At 39.8% G+C, this 18,046-nt stretch carries 18 protein-coding genes; 11 read left to right on the top strand and 7 right to left on the bottom strand.

Annotation, left to right across the window (positions count from 1 at the left end; translation table 11 throughout):
* The first annotated feature begins 439 nt into the window (after nt 1–439).
* Nucleotides 440–2,833, top strand: coding sequence for a transglycosylase domain-containing protein (locus tag VZF35_RS04545; protein WP_407311395.1), 2,394 nt, complete (start codon nt 440–442; stop codon nt 2,831–2,833).
* Between the two features lie 381 nt (nt 2,834–3,214).
* On the opposite strand, the gene VZF35_RS04540 is transcribed toward VZF35_RS04545, so the two are convergent.
* Genes VZF35_RS04540 through VZF35_RS04525 form a run of 4 tightly spaced genes read right to left on the bottom strand, consistent with a single transcriptional unit; the run spans nt 3,215 to nt 5,528 of the window.
* Nucleotides 3,215–3,619: a DedA family protein gene (locus VZF35_RS04540; RefSeq protein ID WP_407311394.1), complete on the bottom strand. Its 405-nt coding sequence runs from the start codon at nt 3,617–3,619 to the stop codon at nt 3,215–3,217.
* Between the two features lie 35 nt (nt 3,620–3,654).
* The gene (locus VZF35_RS04535; RefSeq protein ID WP_407311393.1) at nt 3,655–4,500 is read right to left on the bottom strand and encodes a hypothetical protein; all 846 of its coding nucleotides are present in this window, start codon (nt 4,498–4,500) and stop codon (nt 3,655–3,657) included.
* Nucleotides 4,497–4,997: a zf-HC2 domain-containing protein gene (locus VZF35_RS04530; protein ID WP_407311392.1), complete on the bottom strand. Its 501-nt coding sequence runs from the start codon at nt 4,995–4,997 to the stop codon at nt 4,497–4,499. The genes VZF35_RS04535 and VZF35_RS04530 overlap by 4 nt, the downstream gene beginning before the upstream one ends.
* Nucleotides 4,998–5,012: 15 nt before the next feature.
* Complete coding sequence (locus VZF35_RS04525; RefSeq protein ID WP_407311391.1) at nt 5,013–5,528, bottom strand: RNA polymerase sigma factor; 516 nt, start codon at nt 5,526–5,528, stop codon at nt 5,013–5,015.
* A gap of 200 nt (nt 5,529–5,728) precedes the next feature.
* Here VZF35_RS04525 and VZF35_RS04520 point away from each other — a divergent pair, with 200 nt between their 5' ends.
* Entirely contained in the window at nt 5,729–6,328 is a 600-nt protein-coding gene (locus VZF35_RS04520; RefSeq protein WP_407311390.1) for a phosphatase PAP2 family protein, read from the top strand.
* A 162-nt stretch (nt 6,329–6,490) separates the two neighbouring features.
* Here VZF35_RS04520 and VZF35_RS04515 read toward each other — a convergent pair whose 3' ends face one another.
* Together VZF35_RS04515 and VZF35_RS04510 are read right to left on the bottom strand one after the other, a co-directional pair.
* Nucleotides 6,491–7,672 (bottom strand): glycosyl hydrolase family 18 protein, encoded by a 1,182-nt coding sequence (locus VZF35_RS04515; RefSeq protein WP_407311389.1) that lies wholly within the window; start codon nt 7,670–7,672, stop codon nt 6,491–6,493.
* 109 nt (nt 7,673–7,781) lie between these two features.
* Nucleotides 7,782–8,093, bottom strand: coding sequence for a hypothetical protein (locus VZF35_RS04510; protein ID WP_407311388.1), 312 nt, complete (start codon nt 8,091–8,093; stop codon nt 7,782–7,784).
* A 362-nt stretch (nt 8,094–8,455) separates the two neighbouring features.
* On the opposite strand from VZF35_RS04510, the gene VZF35_RS04505 reads away from it, so the two are divergent.
* The 5 genes from VZF35_RS04505 to VZF35_RS04485 all read left to right on the top strand — a co-directional run bounded on the left by VZF35_RS04505 (nt 8,456) and on the right by VZF35_RS04485 (nt 12,127).
* Nucleotides 8,456–8,941, top strand: a complete 486-nt coding sequence (locus tag VZF35_RS04505) for an acyl-CoA thioesterase (protein WP_407311387.1) — start codon at nt 8,456–8,458, stop codon at nt 8,939–8,941.
* Nucleotides 8,942–8,970: 29 nt separating this feature from the next.
* Nucleotides 8,971–9,579: a hypothetical protein gene (locus VZF35_RS04500; RefSeq protein WP_407314458.1), complete on the top strand. Its 609-nt coding sequence runs from the start codon at nt 8,971–8,973 to the stop codon at nt 9,577–9,579.
* A gap of 500 nt (nt 9,580–10,079) precedes the next feature.
* Nucleotides 10,080–10,430, top strand: coding sequence for a hypothetical protein (locus VZF35_RS04495; protein WP_407311386.1), 351 nt, complete (start codon nt 10,080–10,082; stop codon nt 10,428–10,430).
* A gap of 271 nt (nt 10,431–10,701) precedes the next feature.
* Nucleotides 10,702–11,250, top strand: a complete 549-nt coding sequence (locus tag VZF35_RS04490) for a hypothetical protein (protein ID WP_407311385.1) — start codon at nt 10,702–10,704, stop codon at nt 11,248–11,250.
* 679 nt (nt 11,251–11,929) lie between these two features.
* On the top strand, nt 11,930–12,127 hold the full coding sequence (locus VZF35_RS04485; protein WP_407311384.1) for an aspartyl-phosphate phosphatase Spo0E family protein: 198 nt from the start codon (nt 11,930–11,932) through the stop codon (nt 12,125–12,127).
* A gap of 282 nt (nt 12,128–12,409) precedes the next feature.
* Here the strand turns inward: VZF35_RS04485 and VZF35_RS04480 are convergent, their stop codons facing one another.
* Entirely contained in the window at nt 12,410–12,658 is a 249-nt protein-coding gene (locus VZF35_RS04480; protein WP_407311382.1) for a hypothetical protein, read from the bottom strand.
* A gap of 178 nt (nt 12,659–12,836) precedes the next feature.
* On the opposite strand from VZF35_RS04480, the gene VZF35_RS04475 reads away from it, so the two are divergent.
* From VZF35_RS04475 to VZF35_RS04460, 4 genes are all read left to right on the top strand, one after another.
* On the top strand, nt 12,837–13,994 hold the full coding sequence (locus VZF35_RS04475; protein WP_407311380.1) for a PucR family transcriptional regulator: 1,158 nt from the start codon (nt 12,837–12,839) through the stop codon (nt 13,992–13,994).
* Between the two features lie 220 nt (nt 13,995–14,214).
* Nucleotides 14,215–15,555, top strand: coding sequence for an aminotransferase class III-fold pyridoxal phosphate-dependent enzyme (locus VZF35_RS04470; protein ID WP_407311378.1), 1,341 nt, complete (start codon nt 14,215–14,217; stop codon nt 15,553–15,555).
* Between the two features lie 8 nt (nt 15,556–15,563).
* The gene (locus VZF35_RS04465) at nt 15,564–16,688 is read left to right on the top strand and encodes an iron-containing alcohol dehydrogenase family protein (RefSeq protein ID WP_407311376.1); all 1,125 of its coding nucleotides are present in this window, start codon (nt 15,564–15,566) and stop codon (nt 16,686–16,688) included.
* A 25-nt stretch (nt 16,689–16,713) separates the two neighbouring features.
* The gene (locus tag VZF35_RS04460; RefSeq protein WP_407311374.1) at nt 16,714–18,030 is read left to right on the top strand and encodes a peptidase dimerization domain-containing protein; all 1,317 of its coding nucleotides are present in this window, start codon (nt 16,714–16,716) and stop codon (nt 18,028–18,030) included.
* The last annotated feature ends 16 nt before the right edge of the window (nt 18,031–18,046 follow it).

The raw sequence follows: 18,046 nt of genomic DNA, 5'->3' as shown, positions 1-18,046 counted from the left end.
CTTGCTGGGATATCCTCTGTGGAAAGGTAATTATAGACCGTCCCCTATAAACGTGTTTTTAAAAAAGATTATTGTCAGATACAGTCTGGCAATAATCTTTTTTTGTACCTGTTAGCAAAGAATAACTTCGTTGAATATTTTCTACAGGTCCCTTCTCGCCATCCTTGGTTTCAGGGACACTTGGCTATCCATGGCCGGCGCATCAGTGCAACTAACGTCTTCTGCTCTCGCAAGCTCGGCCCAAGACGAGTTTTCTTTACCTAAAGAGATAAATGGAGAGGTTTCATTATAAAAGGGCAAAATATTACATAATTTCGATGGTAAAATATTACACATTACGGCAGATAATGCTAAAGTCCAGTGGTATAGTTATGCATAGAATAATAGATAGGGAAGCAAAGCATTCACCTTGGAAGATATCAGTAAGGAAGGTTTGTGGATGATTAAGATCAACCAAGTAAACAACCGAGTGAGACAAATTATTAAATTGTTAATTGCTGCGATAATGGCTATGTCGATCCTATTAGCATGTGTTCTTGGCAGTGTGTATTTAATGTATAAGTCAACAATAGATTCTGCTAAAGAAGAAGCGTTGTCTAAAGAGAATAGTATTAATGATACTACATTTAAAAGAGCCGGCAACACCATAATTTTAGACAATGATGATCATCAAATAGCCAAGTTGGGTCTTAATACCTATAAATATTTAGACCTAGCGCATGTGTCCGACTATGTCTCCCAAGGATACATTGCTGTTGAAGATAAAAATTTTTTGTCAGAAGGCGGTATAGATTACAAAGAAACGATAAAAGCGGCTATCTTATATCTGAAAAACGGAGGCAAGGCAACAGTAGGCGGTTCAACAATTACTCAACAAGTCGCTAAAAACGTTTTATTAACGCAGGATAGAACGGTTTCGCGCAAGTTAACTGAAATATTATTAGCCTTGAATTTAGCCAAAAGATATACGAAGACTCAAATCCTCGAATTTTACGTTAATAATTGTTATTTCGGGGAAGGATGCTATGGGATAGAAAGCGCTGCCCGATACTTTTTTTCAAAGCCGGCTTCGGAATTAAGCCTGGCAGAAGCGGCTACTCTCTGTGGAATTTCCAATAATCCTTCTTTGTTTAATCCAATGACCAATCCGGAAAAGGCAACGCAAAGAAGAAATATTGTGCTCGATGCCATGTTAGATCAACATAAAATAACACAAGCCCAGTATGATGACGCCAAACATACGCAATTAAAACTTACAATTCAAAAGCCTATTGCAACATCTGAAAACTATATGACAAGCTATGCCATAGATTGTACCGTAAGAGCTTTAATGGAACAAGATGGTTTCAAATTTCAATATGCTTTTAATACCGAGGAAGAAAGAAAGGCTTACGAAGCTAACTATAAAGAAACCTATTTTCAATATGATAAGCGTGTTCGTAGTGGCGGTTATACGATTCACACGTCACTTGATGTGGCTAAACAAACCTTACTGCAATCAGCTCTAGATAATGGCTTAAGTGATTTTACGGACATAGATCCTTCAAACAATAAATATTGCATGCAAGGAGCTGCTGTATCTATCGATAATAAGACAGGTTACGTTGCAGCCATCGTAGGCGGGAGGGGTGATAATGATGTCTATAACCGCGCTTTTTTAAGTTTTAGACAACCAGGGTCGTCCATTAAGCCTTTACTGGATTATACCCCTGCTTTTGAAATGGGTTACCACCCTATGTCTCAGATCACTGATCAATACATTCCTAACGGTCCCAGAAATGAAGAAAACCAATATTATGGGCCAGTGTCAATACGCTTTGCCACTGAAATCTCTCTCAATACTGTGGCTTACCAGGTGTTAACTAAAATAAAGCCGCAAACCGGGTTAGCCTATTTGGAGGAAATGAAATACGCAGGGTTACATCCAGAAGATAACAATCCCATCGCAAGTATTGGAGGCTTTACAGAAGGAGTTTCTCCGGTCGAGCAAGCCGGTGGGTACTATACCTTGGCTAACGGAGGAAATTATGTTCAGCCAAGTTGTGTCACGAGTGTGGATTATTTAGGAGAAAAAACAGTTTATAAAAACAATCGGCAAGGGAAGGCGGTATACTCGCCTGAATCGGCCTATATGATGACAGATATTTTAAAAGGTGTCATCAGTACAGACTATGGCACAGGCCATAATTTAAAAATTGATGGCCAAATTGTAGCGGGAAAAACAGGAACTACGGAAAATAGTAAAGATGGGTGGTTTTGTGGATATTCAGCATACTACACAACAGTGGTTTGGTGTGGTTATGATATTCCAAAGGAAGTTGGCAATCTATTTGGTTCCAGCTATCCCGGACACATTTGGCAAAACTATATGGAAAAAGTACACGAAGGGCTGCCTGAATTAGATTTTTCTCAACCGGCAGGAATTGCTTTTGAGAATATTGACTGGCACGGTAATCCTACGTACTTTGACACAGGAAATCAAGATATGTTCTCTAAGGCTTTCTTAGATAAGGCTGCTTACATCGATCAAGAGGTTGACGAATATTTGTCCTCAGGGAATTCCAGTAGTTCAAACTTACCAAACGATATCATATCTCCAGAAAAACAAAGTTCTCAATCACAAGATAATGAGACAAAAGCTGAACGAGATGTTGAGGCTTCTATTGCAACCTTAGAATCCTTATCTGTAAAAAGCCCGCAAGAAACGATTGACTCAGCTTTTTTAGATGCCCAGAACAAGGCTGCTAAAGTATCTGACGAGGATAAACGGTCTTCGTATTTGAGTAGAATAACTACCGCTCAAAAAACATTAGGGATAAGTGGTTCTTTTTAAATGCGTATCTCCACGTTTTGCTTCAAATCAATAAAACATAAGCATTCTCACTTCACTTTGATAGTGAAAGGAGGATGCTTTTGGTACTATTATTCAACGGAATATTGGCGAAATTCATATATAAAGACGCATATCAATGTCAATAGTCCACTGACAGTTAGGCTCATAACCATTGTGCTTGGGGGATGAATTCTTAGGTATATTGGGCTTAAAGATAAAAGAAGCAATACAAAAAGATCAATAATTGTAATAAAAAACTGAGTAATCCGGGTTCTTTTACGAGTTATAAGATAGCCAAGGACGGCATAAAAGGATAAAGCCGAAAGGAGAAATCCCTGACTTGGAGCTTGAAATGGCGTGAGATTTTCAATAACACTATAGCTATAACCAACTCTTATAGCTTAAGCGAGCTAATCCAGCGATGTAACCGGATAAATGGCGAACCCCCGGAATGAAATAGCCAATCGTCAATAGTTTGCCGCCATGGTGCTGATACCAGTTAAAAACTTTATCTAAACGCTTGCCACCTGCATGTTTTTTGAGGTGTTGCAGTACTTTATTCTGAAATACTTTTCCTAGAAAATAGGCCAATGTAATCCCACTAATACTTCCACTTGCAGCAAATAATACAGCTAAAACGGGATTAAGTTTCCCTTCGTAGGTCAAAAACCCGATAAACACCATTAATGTTTCATCAGGAATGGGTATTCCTAAAATTGAGGTTCCCAAGATAAAATAAAGCCCTAGATAACCGTACTGAGCAATATAGGACATAAGATGTGACATGAGTAACTCCTTTGTATTTAGAATATTATTTAAATTTATGCTCGGTGTTTACGTTCTTTGAGATAGCCCCAACCGTTCACAGTGGAAACCCCTAGACCAGTAAAGACAGCACTTAGAAGAACAATAATCCCAACTAAAGGAAGACTCACAAGCGAAACAAAGATTAGTGAAACGATAAACCATTGACTTAATGCGGGATATTCCAATAATTTTACGGAAAAGGCTTTCTTTCCTATATATCCTAATACAGGTGATATCCCCAAAATGGTAGCTAATGTTGCAACTAGTAACATTAAAATTGCAAACGGAATGCCAATAACTGTTAAAGAAAGAATAAGGATTATGCCTAAAGCTATGAGAGATGCCGCTATTCCAATAGCCAACACTCTTAATGCCGAGGTTGCTAAAAGCCCCTCACTTTGTTGCATACGATTTCGGAACAAAAATCCTAGTCCTGTAAGCATAACTATAACAACAATAACGAGAACCAATCGAACGAACCAGAGCCCTAAAATTAAAATGAAACCAAGAAATAACTCATTAATAAAATTAGAAGTTAAGCTAAGTCGAAATATACCGGTTCTAACAGGAACATTGGAAGGGTTAATAACCTGTCCTCCTAAGTCGATGACGAGATCAGTCTGGGCCGAAGGTTCTAGATAAATATCCCCATTGATAACTAAAACCATATCTTTGACGGACCCAGCAATATGGGCATCTGTACTTAGTGCGAAAACAGACTCAGTAGTATGTCCAACAGGAACAACCAAAGGAGTATTGCCACCGAATTGGGAAGATAACTCATCAGCTAGGGCATTACATGGAAAGATAATGAGCATAGCAAGGATTAAAAAGATACTGAATTTACATTTGAATTTCATTGAAACACCCCATTTAATTGAAGATCATGAATTAGCCGTTTTATGATGAATGAACTTATGGTTATTCCTAACCCTAAGAGAATTCCAAATGAAAGCATTAACCAAGGGGGTACGAAGGAAATTAATGTTATCAAAAACCGATAGAGTACGGCACTTGTGGCATAGAATAAATGAGCGATACTGTAAAAAGTATGAGTAAGAAACAATAATAGTGGACTTGCCAGAAGAATTAAAAGGATACTCGTAAACCATAAATTTTTTGTGGCTTTATGCTTTTCCACTTGAATATTAAGAAGTATTTTATCCGTTAAATCTGGTGGGACAGGTATACTTTCAATACTAAGTTTTGTGGCTTCGAGTAAACGATTTAGCTCATTTATTGTGTTCCGGCAATTCGTACATTCATCAAAATGAGCTTTCATTTCTTGGGATTCGCTCATTGAAAGCTCCCCGTCGAGGTATTCTGATACTCTAGCCATACACTTTAGACATTCCATACAAGTCCCTCCTTCTTATTCTGATAGCATTTTTTGCATATGCAGTCTTACAGCATGGATACGCGATTTGACGGTTCCAAGTGGAATCTTAAGGATTGTTGCAACTTCATAATAGCTATAACCTAGCCAATCGACCAGAAGTATCAGTTCTCGTTCCTCCACACCTAGTTCCCGGAGGGCTTCACAAAGTTCAATTTTACGGTTCCAAGAATCAGGAGAAGAAATCAACAATGAGTCAATCTCAGTATCAGGTATAGTATCGAGCTTCTTTCTTTTGATTCGATCGAGACACACAGAAGTTATCACCTTTTTAAACCAAGCGGGAAAGCTCTTGACGTCTTTTAGAAGATGAATTGATCGATATACTTTTAGAAAGATTTCCTGTGAAACATCTTCGGCCTCTGACTTATCCTGAAGAAAGGCAAAGGCTGTACGGTAAACATAAGCGCTGTAGTTCTGAACAAGTCGGGTAAACGCTTCAGGGTTTCCCGCCTGAACCTGTTCAATCAGAGAAATGTCTAATTCCGCCACAGCACATTTTCCGCTCCTTTCCTCAGAAGTTTATCCTCCTTCAATTTCGAGATTAAACTCTCTAATTATTAAGACGATCCTTAAAGAATAAAAGTTCATGGACAGATGTAATAATAATTTATTTTTACGTCATGAACTTTTAAAGTCTTTTCGTCGTCTTATCAATTGGACAGTTTATTAACGACAGGAGGAACAATTCAATGTATTCATTTGACCTTTTTGGCTTCCATGTAATTAATCAATGGGCAGGGCATCACCCAGTGCTGGATAAACTGATGGGTTTTTTTGCTCAATATGCTTTAGAACTCTATGCCCTATTATTTTTAGTTGCTTGGTTTTCATTGCCTAAATCGGACTCAGACCATCGTCACTCCTTAGTTGTCACCGGTTTTTCAGGTATATTAGCCTTGGTTATTAATGTAATAATAGGCCAATTTTTCTTTCGACCACGGCCTTTTGTCGCGCTCCCAAAAGGAACCTTTACCCAACTTATTCCTCATTCTTTAGATACCTCATTTCCCAGCGATCACACGTCAGGGAGCTTTGGCTTTGCGGCAGGCTCATGGAAAAAGGCATCTTTTTGGGTAAGATGGAGCTTTACAATTTTGGCAGTTCTTGTTGCAATTGCACGTGTTTATACAGGCGTTCATTGGCCAACTGATGTGATTGCGGGTGTTATAATCGGAATCATCAGCGCTAAGATGGTATGGTTTTTAAATCCAACGTTGAGACCACTAACAAACCTTGGATTACGAATATTTAGTTACGGGAAGTACGTCAAAGAGGTGCGAAACCAATAGCAAAAATTAATTATTTTTGAAGTAACAATATAATAAACTAAAAGTGGTCCGCGAATTATCCTAATTAAATCAGAATAATTCTGTAGGCAATTAATCTTTAAGGAGGAGACCATGGATGTATAACGTCTATTTATTAGGCCTTGTAAGCCTTCTTAAAGTAATTTACCATTTGCGTACTGTAAAATTTTCATCTATCAAAAGCCAATTCTGTGGAAACTCATGACCCAACACCCAGTAATAAAAACCTCGAATCCCTAATTGCTTTACCAAATCAAATTTTGCTTGGATGCTGCGGGCATCTTCAAACCAGACTTCGTGTTGCTTCCCTTGAATGTCGGCATATCTGAACCAGGGGGCTTGCACTGCTTTATTGTAGCGAATAGCAACCTTATATTGGATTGCTCGCTGAAGGGCTTGCTGGGGACTAATGGAGCGGGCCCATTTGCCGGGCTCATTGGGGAGAGTCCAATCGTATCCATACAGAGGTATCCCCATCATAAGCTTGTTTTTAGGTACGACAGAAACAGCATACTCCATAACTCGACGAACGAGATTAATAGGAGAGACGGCCATTGGCTCGCCTCCAGACCAACCCCATTCATAGGTCATAATAAACATAAAATCCACAATCTGTCCGATAGCTGGGTAATCGTGGCCTTCGTACAAACCTCCGCGTTGATCTCCGCTTAGTTTAGGAGCTACTGCTGCTGAAAGAAAATAGCCATGTGGTTTTACTTTAGCCGCCGCCCTCTGCAAAAAGCGCACATAACCTTCTCTATTCTCTTTGCCCAAATACTCAAAGTCGAAATCTAATCCAAGGTAGCCTTTTGCTTCCATTACCCGGAGAGCCTGCTCCAGAAGGTGTTCCTGCAAGAGTTCATTATTAAAAATTGATGCGGCCAGATCCTTGCTAAATTGTCCTCCAGAATAATTAGTGAGCACTAATAATGGTGAGACTCGGTTACGTTTGGCCGCTGTTATAGGGATTTGGTCTTTTACGGGGGTAAGGGTTCCGTTCGGATTCGCCGCATAGCTAAAAATCGCTAAGTAAGTCAGATTACGCCCTACTCGGTCAATCGCGCGACCGGATTGATTACCTGATATGCTGGGGTCTAAATAAGCACTAACATCAACCATTGGTTTAGTGCTTCCCTGCAGGGAGAGTCCTGTACCAGGTGATGCTTGGTTTAGCTTTTCTGTTGTAGGAATAACCAAAGTTTGACCTACAACTAAACGATCCATGTCCGGCACTTGGTTTGCTGAAACAATATTATTGACCGAGACTCCATAGATCTGGGCGATTCTCCATAAATTTTCCCCAGACTTGACTATGTGAATTTCCATTTTAATTCTCCTCTGCACTGAAAATACATTAAGATTGATTTAATGTATGTGTCAGAGGTTTATCCGAACATAGGGAATATTTGGATGATGTTATTCGAATACTAAGAACTTAATGGTCTGCGTTCTCGACAAGATAGGCATCTGCTGCCGCTATAAGCATTTCTTTCCATGTACTAAAATTAGTGGTCACTGCAACATGAGCATCAATATCTCGATCAGGGATAGCATCGTAATCTTCTTCGGAATTTATTTCAAATCCTCCAGATGAGAGCAGTTCTTCTATAGAACCAAACTGTGTGTGAAGTTGCATAAATTGGGATGTAAATATTTGACTTAACGTAACCGTTTCTTCTTCTAAATCTCTTGGCGGCTTTTCAAGCCAATTGGTCTCATTTTCGATATGATTAAAACTCTCAATCATAAGATTACCTCCTGCATTAAATTATAGGGATTAAATTAATAATTTGAGGACTTCGAAATATAGTGTGTTCACAACCACAGTATTATACATTTTAATACCTTTAAGAGGCGTGCTTTACTATTAAGGAAAAGCTTTAATATGTCTGGAGTTTTTAATCCGAAACCAATATGAAGGAATTTCAGGACGCTTGTGGAATGCTACATTGGTAGGGGAGATTTTATAATAAGATTTCTATTGAGCGTCGTTTCACAGAAAGGAGTACATATTTTTGAATAAGAAAGGACTACTCAATTAACAAAAAGTATGGAGGGGAAATGGTAGTAAACTACATCAAAAAGTTTTTTTGGGCAGGAGGAACCATAATGGGAGCGAAATCCGTTAATTATTCACAAGTAATCATGTCAAACGTCATGCTGCCTCAACATGCTAATCCATCGGGTAATGTTCATGGCGGCGAGATTATGAAATTGATGGATAGTGCTGCTGGAGTAGTGGCTCGGAGACATGCTCGAACAAATGTTGTTACTGCACGAGTAGACAAACTTGAATTTCATCATCCCATTCATATTGGGGATGTTGTCACTTGCTACGGTAAACTGACGTTTGTCGGCAAAAGTTCAATGGAGGTTTCTGTGACTGTCACGGTTGAAGATGTGTCCCAAGATGAGCCTGCTAAAACAGCTTTGACGTCATATTTCACCTTTGTTGCGTTAGATGATCACGGAAAATCGCAACCGGTACCGTCTTTAGAGCTTGCAAATGAAGAGGAACACCAACTGTTCCAAGAAGGACAGCAACGTTATCTAGCCTATAAACAGATTGAGAAAAAAACAAGCGAAAAGCATTAATATAGAATGATAGGGCTGAGGTGAACCGAATGAAATACCTTAAAATCCTGGTGCCAATAATGATAGCTTTCGCGATTCTAGGGTGCAGCAAGGTAAATCCTAAAAGCACTGCTTCGACCAATACTTCAACTCAAGCACCCCAGACTCAGGCGTCGTCAACGCAAGCACAAGCAGGATCAATTAATCCAACACAATTAACTACTGCCACATTACAATGGCTAGGCTTAGACAAAGATCAACTCAGCCCAAATGAGTTGAAGGCCGATGGTAAACCAGATGGACACTTTCATCTAACGGTGCCATTTAGTCAGCCATCCGCTGTTAAATCCATATGGATTCGGTACTCGGAGTTTGGCAAGTCCCTAAAATGGGGATGGGTATACAACAAAAATCTTCCAAGGACCGGCTACATGATGGCTGTTTTTGATTCCCAGGGTAAACTTGTAGTATCACAGGCTGAAAATGGGTATCGAGCAGATGGGTTAACAGATTTTGATTTATATATCTCCGAACTAAATAATGAAAATGGTCTTGATACCTTCAAATTTGAAAAAGACCAAACCTTTAGTCTCGAAATCGATTATGTTACTCAAAATAATGACCAAAAAGAATTCGATTGTTCAGTAAAAATATCCTGATTTATCCAACATGGCAATACAATATCCCCTGCTTTCACCGTTATATAAAAATTAGGCAGGTGATTTGTAAGTTTTTGGACATTTTAGGCTATTTAAAGACTCAGCAGTATATAAATCTGTTGAGTCTTATTTTATTTGTCCTTAATTACCCTTGGATTTTTCCCATTGATATTCGTACAAAATAAGCTTATAATAAGAACAAGAGTTCGATCAATAACCAAATACATGTACTAAAAACGCCATGGGATAATTTATGAATATAGCACGAAGGGCTATTATTTGAGTCGTATCTGAGAAAAATTTACATTTTTTAATGTAGTCATTAATCATGTTGCAAATTCATTTAGATTTGGGAAATTAGATTGGTCTAGCGGACGGATATTTAGCTTGAAGAGGTGGTTAATGTTTTGTAAAATTCCCCATTTATTGACTTTATTGACGGTTTGTCCTGGTTTGTAGAACTTTGATAAAGTTAACTTTGTGTGTGTGGAGGTATAATAGTGCCAAAAATAACGACTATTTGCTATCTTTTTTCTTTATTGTTTTATGGAATGGGTTATTTGAAAATGTTAGTCCTGAAGGACGCAGATTGGGGTACTAATGATTATACATTTTATGTAACGTTAGCAACGATCTACTTTGTTTTAACAATCTTTTCAGCAGTCATTGGATCTCTTTGCTTTTACGTTAAGGTTATTAAAAGTCGAGAAATTACTGAAGTTAATTGCATTGAATATAAAGTTAAAGCAGGCAGAGGAACGAATAAAAGGAGACGCTCGAGCGCTCTGGAGGTAAAAGCCCAATTATTGTCCGAATGCGAAGTGAAGTTGGAGAGAAGGTTGTCTTCCTAGGCTCTTTTTATTCCTACATCCGGATAACTACCGAGTGTAGGATGTTTCTTTGAATGGATGGGGCAGTTTAAGAGTAATATTAAGTATTAATATCGATAAGACTAGTGTCTTTTATTATTCTCGGCTTGGAGGAATTTAGAAACTTATGAAGAATTCCTTAGAAGGAAATGCGTTATTGATCTTCTTCCAAGTTTCTTTCGCTGGTTGCATAGGATGTTAGTAAGAGGCTACAAGCGTAGATACGCTCAGTTCAATCAGAGGAGTGAGTAGTTTGAATATAACTAATAATTATTCTGCCTTATTGAACACTTACAACCAAAACGTCGGTCGAACTCAAAATACCCAGCTGCTTGAAACGTCAAACGCAGCACTCATAACACCAACAGCTAACTCGACTACCCAGTCAACAGATACCCTAAGCATCAGTCAGCAGGCACAAGAAGCGTATCAGGCGCTGAAACAGAGTTCGTTAAACAGCTTATCAACTGACGATCCTAATAGTGATACATTAGAAAGTATACTTGTCAGCTCTATGCAAGCATCAATGCAGCCTTTTATGCAGATGATTGCTGATAAAGCAAACTCCGCCGCGAGCGGAAGTATAGCGGGTATTTCCGGTGCTGCAAGCCCTACAGGTGCGATCAGTGCCGATTGGGGAAGTGCTCTGGACAGCCTAGTATCAAGCGGTACGCTTACCCAAGGGCAGGAAACATCTATAGAAACGGCATTAAATACTGAAGCTCAGTTGAAGGTCAGCGCAGAGAAGTCTACCAGTTCGCCAACAGCAAGCCTAAACTATATAAACCGTTTGCTTGTTTAACCAAACTGAACACAAAACTTGATACCAGATAATAAGGCCGCCAGTTGCAGTACAGGCGGCCTTATTATCTGGTTATTTGTTAACTCAAATATAGAGCTGCTAAACCGTGGCGACAAACCCAAAAAACAAAGGAATGTGAATAACATATCCGCTAAACCGGGCCATCAGACCCACAAGCTCTGATCGTTCATGATAGTAATCCTGTAGCAAGTCCTTCAATTACTCTTTCGGTATTCGAATGTTTTTCCATTCTTTCGTACAGTTACAGGCAGACGATTGGAAACAATTATGATTTTATTCATTATATTCAACCCTTTCAAGATAACCATTTTTAATACAGTAACGTTTGATTTACTGTAAGTCTTATCAGTGAGAATTCGAACAAATTGTCAAGCTATCGGTTTCTCTCTTGCAAAAGTATAAGTAGAATTTGAAGTGGCAACTTTATATATTTAATAAAGTTGCTACTTCAAATTCTACTATCAAATTATTCCAATGTCAAGTTCAGACATCGGACCCTGAACTAGGTAATGTCTCAGAATTTAGCTAATTCATCTTATCGTAATGTACATGATAATTATAGATGAAAAAAATTTACCCTTTCGTCGCATTGATTTGAAGACAAATTTGGACTAATATATGCAAGTGTGCAATTTGTCATGAAACGAGGTTTTTCTAAGTGAAACTTACGACTCTTGAACGAATCGAAGAGCTAAGATTACAGCTGCAAAAAACTGCTGCCGACAAAGACCTTACAGATCCTATGGTAGTGGGGGTTAGTGAAGAACTTGACATCCTGATTATAGAGTTTTATCTCAGGCAAAAACGGAGAGTGGAGGCTCTAAGGACTAATACTATGGACAATACAATAGCGTGATGCACTATACAAATACGGATAAACTTCTAGTCTAACCATTACTTTAGCAGCAACCCCGCCATTAAGGTGGGGTTGTTCTGATTAATTAGCTTTCCGTTGAATAAGTTTACACGACAAGATGTCCGGTTAGATAGTTACTATACCGGACTCATAATTAATAATTTCAAGCTCCCCTGAATGTCAAACTAAGATTGTAGCTGCAGCAATGTTAAATCAGTTCGATCAAAAATGTTACAGGAGTACAAATAGGGCAGTTTTTCCTGCCCCACTTGTCCCTTTAGGTTATTGACTAACAAAGGTGATTGCCCGAATCGGGATACGCACAATTGGACGAGGACAGCCAATAGGTGTGCCAATATTTGAATGAAGCAGTGCATTTGTTAATAATGCAACACCGTCTTGGAGGCCGCCGAAAGCACCAATCCAGAAACTTGAATCTTCACCGATTCTAAGAATTGTGCCAATTGGATAGGTGTCAAATAAGCCTACGTTGAAGGGCACAGGCGAAAATGGAACTCCAAATAATGTCATAGATTATCCACCCTTTCTTCCGATTATAGTCGTGGCTGTTTCCAGCTATAAGATAGAAGCGGAGTTAGTGGACTATCTCATCTCGGATTACTTGTCTACCCATCTCTAATATATTATATTGATTATGTCGTAAGTGGTTACGAATTACTTCTAAATCGTCTTGACAAAGGGGTGCGCTATGGCGATCACGTTGAGGTATCTATGTAAATATGCCAGGGAAAATTACGGAATGAATCTTATCTGTGGGGAAAGTAATATGAACAATTTGGTTAATTGGGTTCATATGCTGGAGGATCCTGAAACGGCAAGCTTTCTTCATGGTCAGGAACTGATTTTTTCAACCGGAATTGGACATAAGGATACAGATTGGCTCAATGATTTTGCCAGGGGATTGGTTGATCATCAGGCGAGTGGTTTAGTGCTTAACATAGGACCATATATTCAATCCGTACCTGAAGAGCTCATTGCTTACTGTCGAGAGATGCAGTTCCCGCTTTTCACGATACCTTGGAAGACTAGAATTGTGGATATTACGAATGATTTCTGCCGCAAAATTATAAAATCAGAAGAGAATGAAGTAACTGTAGCGGGAGCTTTACGAAATGCAATATTTTTCCCGGAAAAGACGTTAGAGTACCGTTCTGTTTTAGAGCGAAAAGAATTTGATTTGGATGCCGAATTTTGTATCACGGCTTTATCGTTTCAAATGCCTTCCAGCGAAAAATTTATAGAATATGATAAGGCTGTGAGATTGTACTTGACGAAACTATTAATTAACTATAGTGACAGGTTTAATATTTTTCGCCAGGATAAAAACCTGATTGTTGTTTTGCAGAGTTTCCCGCAAGAAATTGTGGAGGATGCTCTGGAGCGCCTTGTTGAGGTATGCAAGTATGGCTATCCTGATTGCCGGATAAGTGCCGGAATCAGTATCAATGATTCAGGAATCCACTCTCTTCCGCGGAATTATAAACGGGCTATTGCTCTGTTGCGTATAGCTGAGAGACAAGGTCAAACAAAATTATCCTATCGAAATTGCGGGTTATTTAAACTACTGATTGAGATAGAGGACATAAAGGTTTTAAAACGATTCTATGAAGAAACTTTAGGTCAGATGGAGGCCTATGATAAGAAAAATCAGACCGATTACTTATTTACTTTAAAATGTTACCTGGATTATAACGCTAGTGTTCAAGAAGTCGCCAAAGAAACTTACGTTCACAGGAATACAATTAACTATAAAATTAAAAAAATCAAAGAGATTCTCCAATGTGACTTAGATTATCAAGATGGCTTAAAATTACTTTTAGCTTTTCATATCAAGGAATTGTTATAGGGAAGTAAGATTTTCGGTAACATTAAGAGCTTTGACAACTATGGTATTTCGCAGTTTTGGCGAAATGAGTCGAAATTGTGCATGGGCACAAACTATTTTGTGCTGAAATCCGTTGAATAGAATTTTAAAACTGATAAGATATGAATTAATCAATGAAGGCAAAGGGGCCTGTTCGTAAGAGCAGGTCCCTTTTGTCATTAATAACTGGGGTGAAATTAGTATGGAATTTGAACTAGCAACAGTCAAAGAAATTAGTGAGATGTCCAAAAAATTCAATTTGCATTCCTGGAGTGCGCAAGGGTTACTAAAGCCTAAAGTTATGATAGGCGGAGAGGGCATTTATTTTTGGGATGGCGAAGGAAAGCGCTATTATGATATGTCTTCTCAGTTGGTGAATCTAAATATCGGGCATGGCAATAAGAAAGTAGTCAAAGCAATCCAAGAACAAGCGGAACGTTTGGCTTATTCTTCTCCTTCCTTTGCCATTGATGTCAGGTCCCAGTTAGCAAAGATGGTTGTTGAATTAGCGCCTGACAATATGGGAAAAGTATTTTTCACCTTAGGTGGCGCAGATGCCAATGAAAATGCTATTAAAATAGCTAAAATGGTTACCGGGCGCTATAAAATCTTTTCCAGATACCGTTCTTATCATGGCGCTACCTATGGTGCGGCAAATTTAACAGGGGAACCAAGACGTTATACTTGCGAACCAGGTATTCCCGGATTTATTAAATTCTTCGACCCTTATGTTTATCGAGCCCCGCTGCCCTTTCCCAGCGAAGAAGCAGCGAGTCAATATTACCTAAACCAGTTAAGGGAGCAAATTATCTATGAAGGTCGAGAATCAGTAGCGGCAATTTTCTTGGAAACCATTACCGGAAGCAATGGTGTGATTATTCCACCCCAAGGTTATTTAAAGGGTATACGTGATATTTGTAACGAGTTTGGGATTCTAATGGTCTGTGACGAGGTAATGACCGGTTGGGGACGTACCGGAGAATGGTTCGCAGTGAACAATTTTGATGTAAAGCCTGATATCATAACCTTTGCTAAAGGTATTACCTGTGGTTATGCGCCGCTTGGAGGCGTCCTTGTAAGTAAAGAAATTGCCGGCTATTTTGATGAGCATTTTCTTAGCTGCGGACTGACTTATTCAGCCCATCCCCTGGGTTGTGCGGCCGGTATTGCTACCATTGAATATTACAAGGAAAAAGAATTGATCGGGCATGCTAAACAACGAGGGATCACCTTAGGAAAACTCCTGGAGTCACTGAAAGAAAAACACGTTTGTGTCGGTGATGTGCGTTATATCGGTTTATTCTCTGCTATCGAATTGGTCAAAAATAAAACGACGAAAGAACCTTTGGTTGAATATGGCTTGGATCCCGATAAAACTATGAAAAAGATCATCGGAATGTTAGATGCCAAAGGCTTTTATACCTATTCTCATGAGAATTCACTAATGGTTGCCCCGCCCTTGATTATTACGGATCAAGAATTGGAAAATGCCCTTGGAATTATGGACGAAGTTCTAAGCGATGTTGACAAAATGCTCGACTAGGAGGAGCTATGACGAACAACTACTATATGCCAACCAAAGTGATTATGGGCGACGACTGTGTTGTTAAGAATTGTGAACTATTTAAAGTCCTTGGGAGGAAAGCGTTGATCGTGACCGGCACACAATCCGCGAAAAGAAATGGCTCGGAAAAAGATGTTAAAACTGCCTTGGAATCTGTAGGCATCCAATATCAGGTGTTTGATAAAGTGATGAGTAATCCGACCATTTCTTGCGCTTACGAAGGTGCCTCATTAGCAAAGGAAAACGGAGTGGATTTCATTATCGCCATTGGCGGAGGATCACCGATGGATGCCGGCAAAGCTATTGCCTTGTTGGCGGCTCAAGATATTGAGGAAGAGAGTTTATTCTTAGGAAATTATCAAAATAAAGTGTTGCCTATGGCTTTTGTTCCGACTACAGCTGGGACAGGTTCAGAAGTGACACAGTATTCGATATTAACCAATGATAAGGCTCAGACCAAAACCAGCATCGCCTCAGATCTATTGTTTCCAACCGTCACTTTTCTGGATGCTAAATATACTGTGCATCTGGGAGTCACGACCACAATCAATACGGCAATTGACGCCTTATCTCATGCCGTTGAAGGCATGCTGTCTGTAAAAGCATCCATTGTTTCCGATGCCTTGGCGGCAGCCAGCATTCAGATGATCATCGATTGCACCCCCAAGATGCTGCTGGCATTGCAAGCCGGGTCTGAAGCTGCTTTTGACCTAGAGCAAAGAGAACAATTGCTGCAAGCCTCCTTTATGGCTGGTATGGTGATTGCTCAGACTGGAACAACCGTAGTACACGCCATGGGATATTCCTTGACCTACTTTAAAGGTATTGACCATGGTCGAGCCAACGGGCTTCTCTTGGGCGAATACCTGAAGCTTGTAGAAAAAGCGCAGCCGGATTTAGCTGCAAAGATCCTGAAAACGATGAGCTTTGCCAAAGCAGAACAGCTTCTGGAACTGCTGGGTAAACTTTTAGGTCAAAGAGAAGAAATTAATGCTGAAGAAATTAAGTTCTATAGTAAGAAGGCTATTCAAACCAAAAACATTGCTAATTGTATCGTCAAACCAACTGAAGATGATTTAAGAACAATGTTTGTTCAATCGTTTGCAAAATAGATTAATTCTAAAACCAGGAGGGAGCATGATGGACGCTATCCAAATGACAATCAATAAATTAGCGGAAGATTTAAAACCCGCGGTTGTAGATTTTTGTCAGAGACTTATCCGTATCCCCGCTCTTTCTGGGGCTGAAAAAGGTGTAGCAGATCTTTATTTAGCGGAAATGGAAAAGCTCGGCTATGATCGTTATTTCCGTGACCGTTGGGGTAATGTTGTCGGTATCATCGAAGGGACTGAGCCGGGACCAGCTATTATGTACAATGCCCATTTGGATCACGTCGATACGGGTGATTACAGCGAATGGGGAGGGTATGATCCCTATGGGGCGGCAGTCGATCTTAATGAAATGGAGAACCAGGATCGGGACGGTTATGAGCATGTTGAAGTGATTCATGGCCGAGCGGCCGCAGATGTCAAAGCTGGCGGGGCATGTCAGATCTACTCAGGAAAAATCATTCTTGAACTTAGGAAAATGGGTTATCCGGTCAAAGGACGTTATATCTTTACTGGTGTGGTGCTGGAAGAACCTGCTGAACAACTGGGGATGATCAAGCTGCTTGAAGATACCTTTCCGGCGGAAGAGATGTCTTACGATGGTGTTGTATCTTGTGAAGCAACTTCTTTGAAACTATATCTGGGGCACCGGGGCAGAGTGGAATTAAAAGTGACTGTGTCTGGTGTAACCTCTCATGGGAGTGCACCGTGGCTGGGGATCAATGCTGTCAACAAAGCGACTAAATTTATCGACAAGGTTGAAGAATATGTGGCAGCTACACGTAAAACTGATGAGCAGCTTGGCAACTCCAGTATTGCCCTGACGATTATTAACTGTACTCCGGGTGCGATGTGTATTGTACCGGATAGATGTCAGATCACTTATGATCGAAGATTTGTGCCCGGTGAAACCTATGCAGGGTGTGTGGCTGAAATTCAAAACATTATAGATGAATTAACCGCAGAAGATCCTGATTTTAAGGCTACAGTAGAGATTGCTACGGTTCCTCGGACAACCTATACCGGCTTGACGGTCGCCGTTCCCAATGTAAAAGAAGCCTGGAAAATCAGCCCGGAACATCCTTTCACTCAAGCGGCTGCAACAGGTTTAACGGTTATAGGACAACCTGTGAAATACGGGTACTGGGATTTTGGCACAGATCTTTCGGTGATCTGCGGCAGAGAGAAAAAGCCGGCAGTTGGCTATTCTCCGATGCAGGAATTCTATTGTCATAGGCCCATCGATAAAGTCAGGATAGACTATATGGTCAAGGCCTTAGCAGGAAATGTGGCGATTTTTCAGGAGTTGACCAAGCTGGATAAAAAGGATTTTGTTTTATCTTAAAACAACTTTACTGAAT

It is taken from the genome of Desulfosporosinus paludis, from assembly GCF_045689965.1.
Lineage (GTDB): Bacteria > Bacillota > Desulfitobacteriia > Desulfitobacteriales > Desulfitobacteriaceae > Desulfosporosinus > Desulfosporosinus paludis.
This window is presented reverse-complemented; position numbering and strand designations above follow the sequence as displayed.

Coding starts and splice junctions, on each gene's coding strand:
- VZF35_RS04545 (WP_407311395.1), top strand. CDS start 440: ATGATTAAGATCAACCAAGTAAACAACCGAGTGAGACAAATTATTAAA.
- VZF35_RS04540 (WP_407311394.1), bottom strand. CDS start 3,619: ATGTCACATCTTATGTCCTATATTGCTCAGTACGGTTATCTAGGGCTT.
- VZF35_RS04535 (WP_407311393.1), bottom strand. CDS start 4,500: ATGAAATTCAAATGTAAATTCAGTATCTTTTTAATCCTTGCTATGCTC.
- VZF35_RS04530 (WP_407311392.1), bottom strand. CDS start 4,997: ATGGAATGTCTAAAGTGTATGGCTAGAGTATCAGAATACCTCGACGGG.
- VZF35_RS04520 (WP_407311390.1), top strand. CDS start 5,729: ATGTATTCATTTGACCTTTTTGGCTTCCATGTAATTAATCAATGGGCA.
- VZF35_RS04515 (WP_407311389.1), bottom strand. CDS start 7,672: ATGGAAATTCACATAGTCAAGTCTGGGGAAAATTTATGGAGAATCGCC.
- VZF35_RS04510 (WP_407311388.1), bottom strand. CDS start 8,093: ATGATTGAGAGTTTTAATCATATCGAAAATGAGACCAATTGGCTTGAA.
- VZF35_RS04505 (WP_407311387.1), top strand. CDS start 8,456: ATGGGAGCGAAATCCGTTAATTATTCACAAGTAATCATGTCAAACGTC.
- VZF35_RS04500 (WP_407314458.1), top strand. CDS start 8,971: ATGAAATACCTTAAAATCCTGGTGCCAATAATGATAGCTTTCGCGATT.
- VZF35_RS04480 (WP_407311382.1), bottom strand. CDS start 12,658: ATGACATTATTTGGAGTTCCATTTTCGCCTGTGCCCTTCAACGTAGGC.
- VZF35_RS04475 (WP_407311380.1), top strand. CDS start 12,837: ATGGCGATCACGTTGAGGTATCTATGTAAATATGCCAGGGAAAATTAC.
- VZF35_RS04470 (WP_407311378.1), top strand. CDS start 14,215: ATGGAATTTGAACTAGCAACAGTCAAAGAAATTAGTGAGATGTCCAAA.
- VZF35_RS04465 (WP_407311376.1), top strand. CDS start 15,564: ATGACGAACAACTACTATATGCCAACCAAAGTGATTATGGGCGACGAC.
- VZF35_RS04460 (WP_407311374.1), top strand. CDS start 16,714: ATGATGGACGCTATCCAAATGACAATCAATAAATTAGCGGAAGATTTA.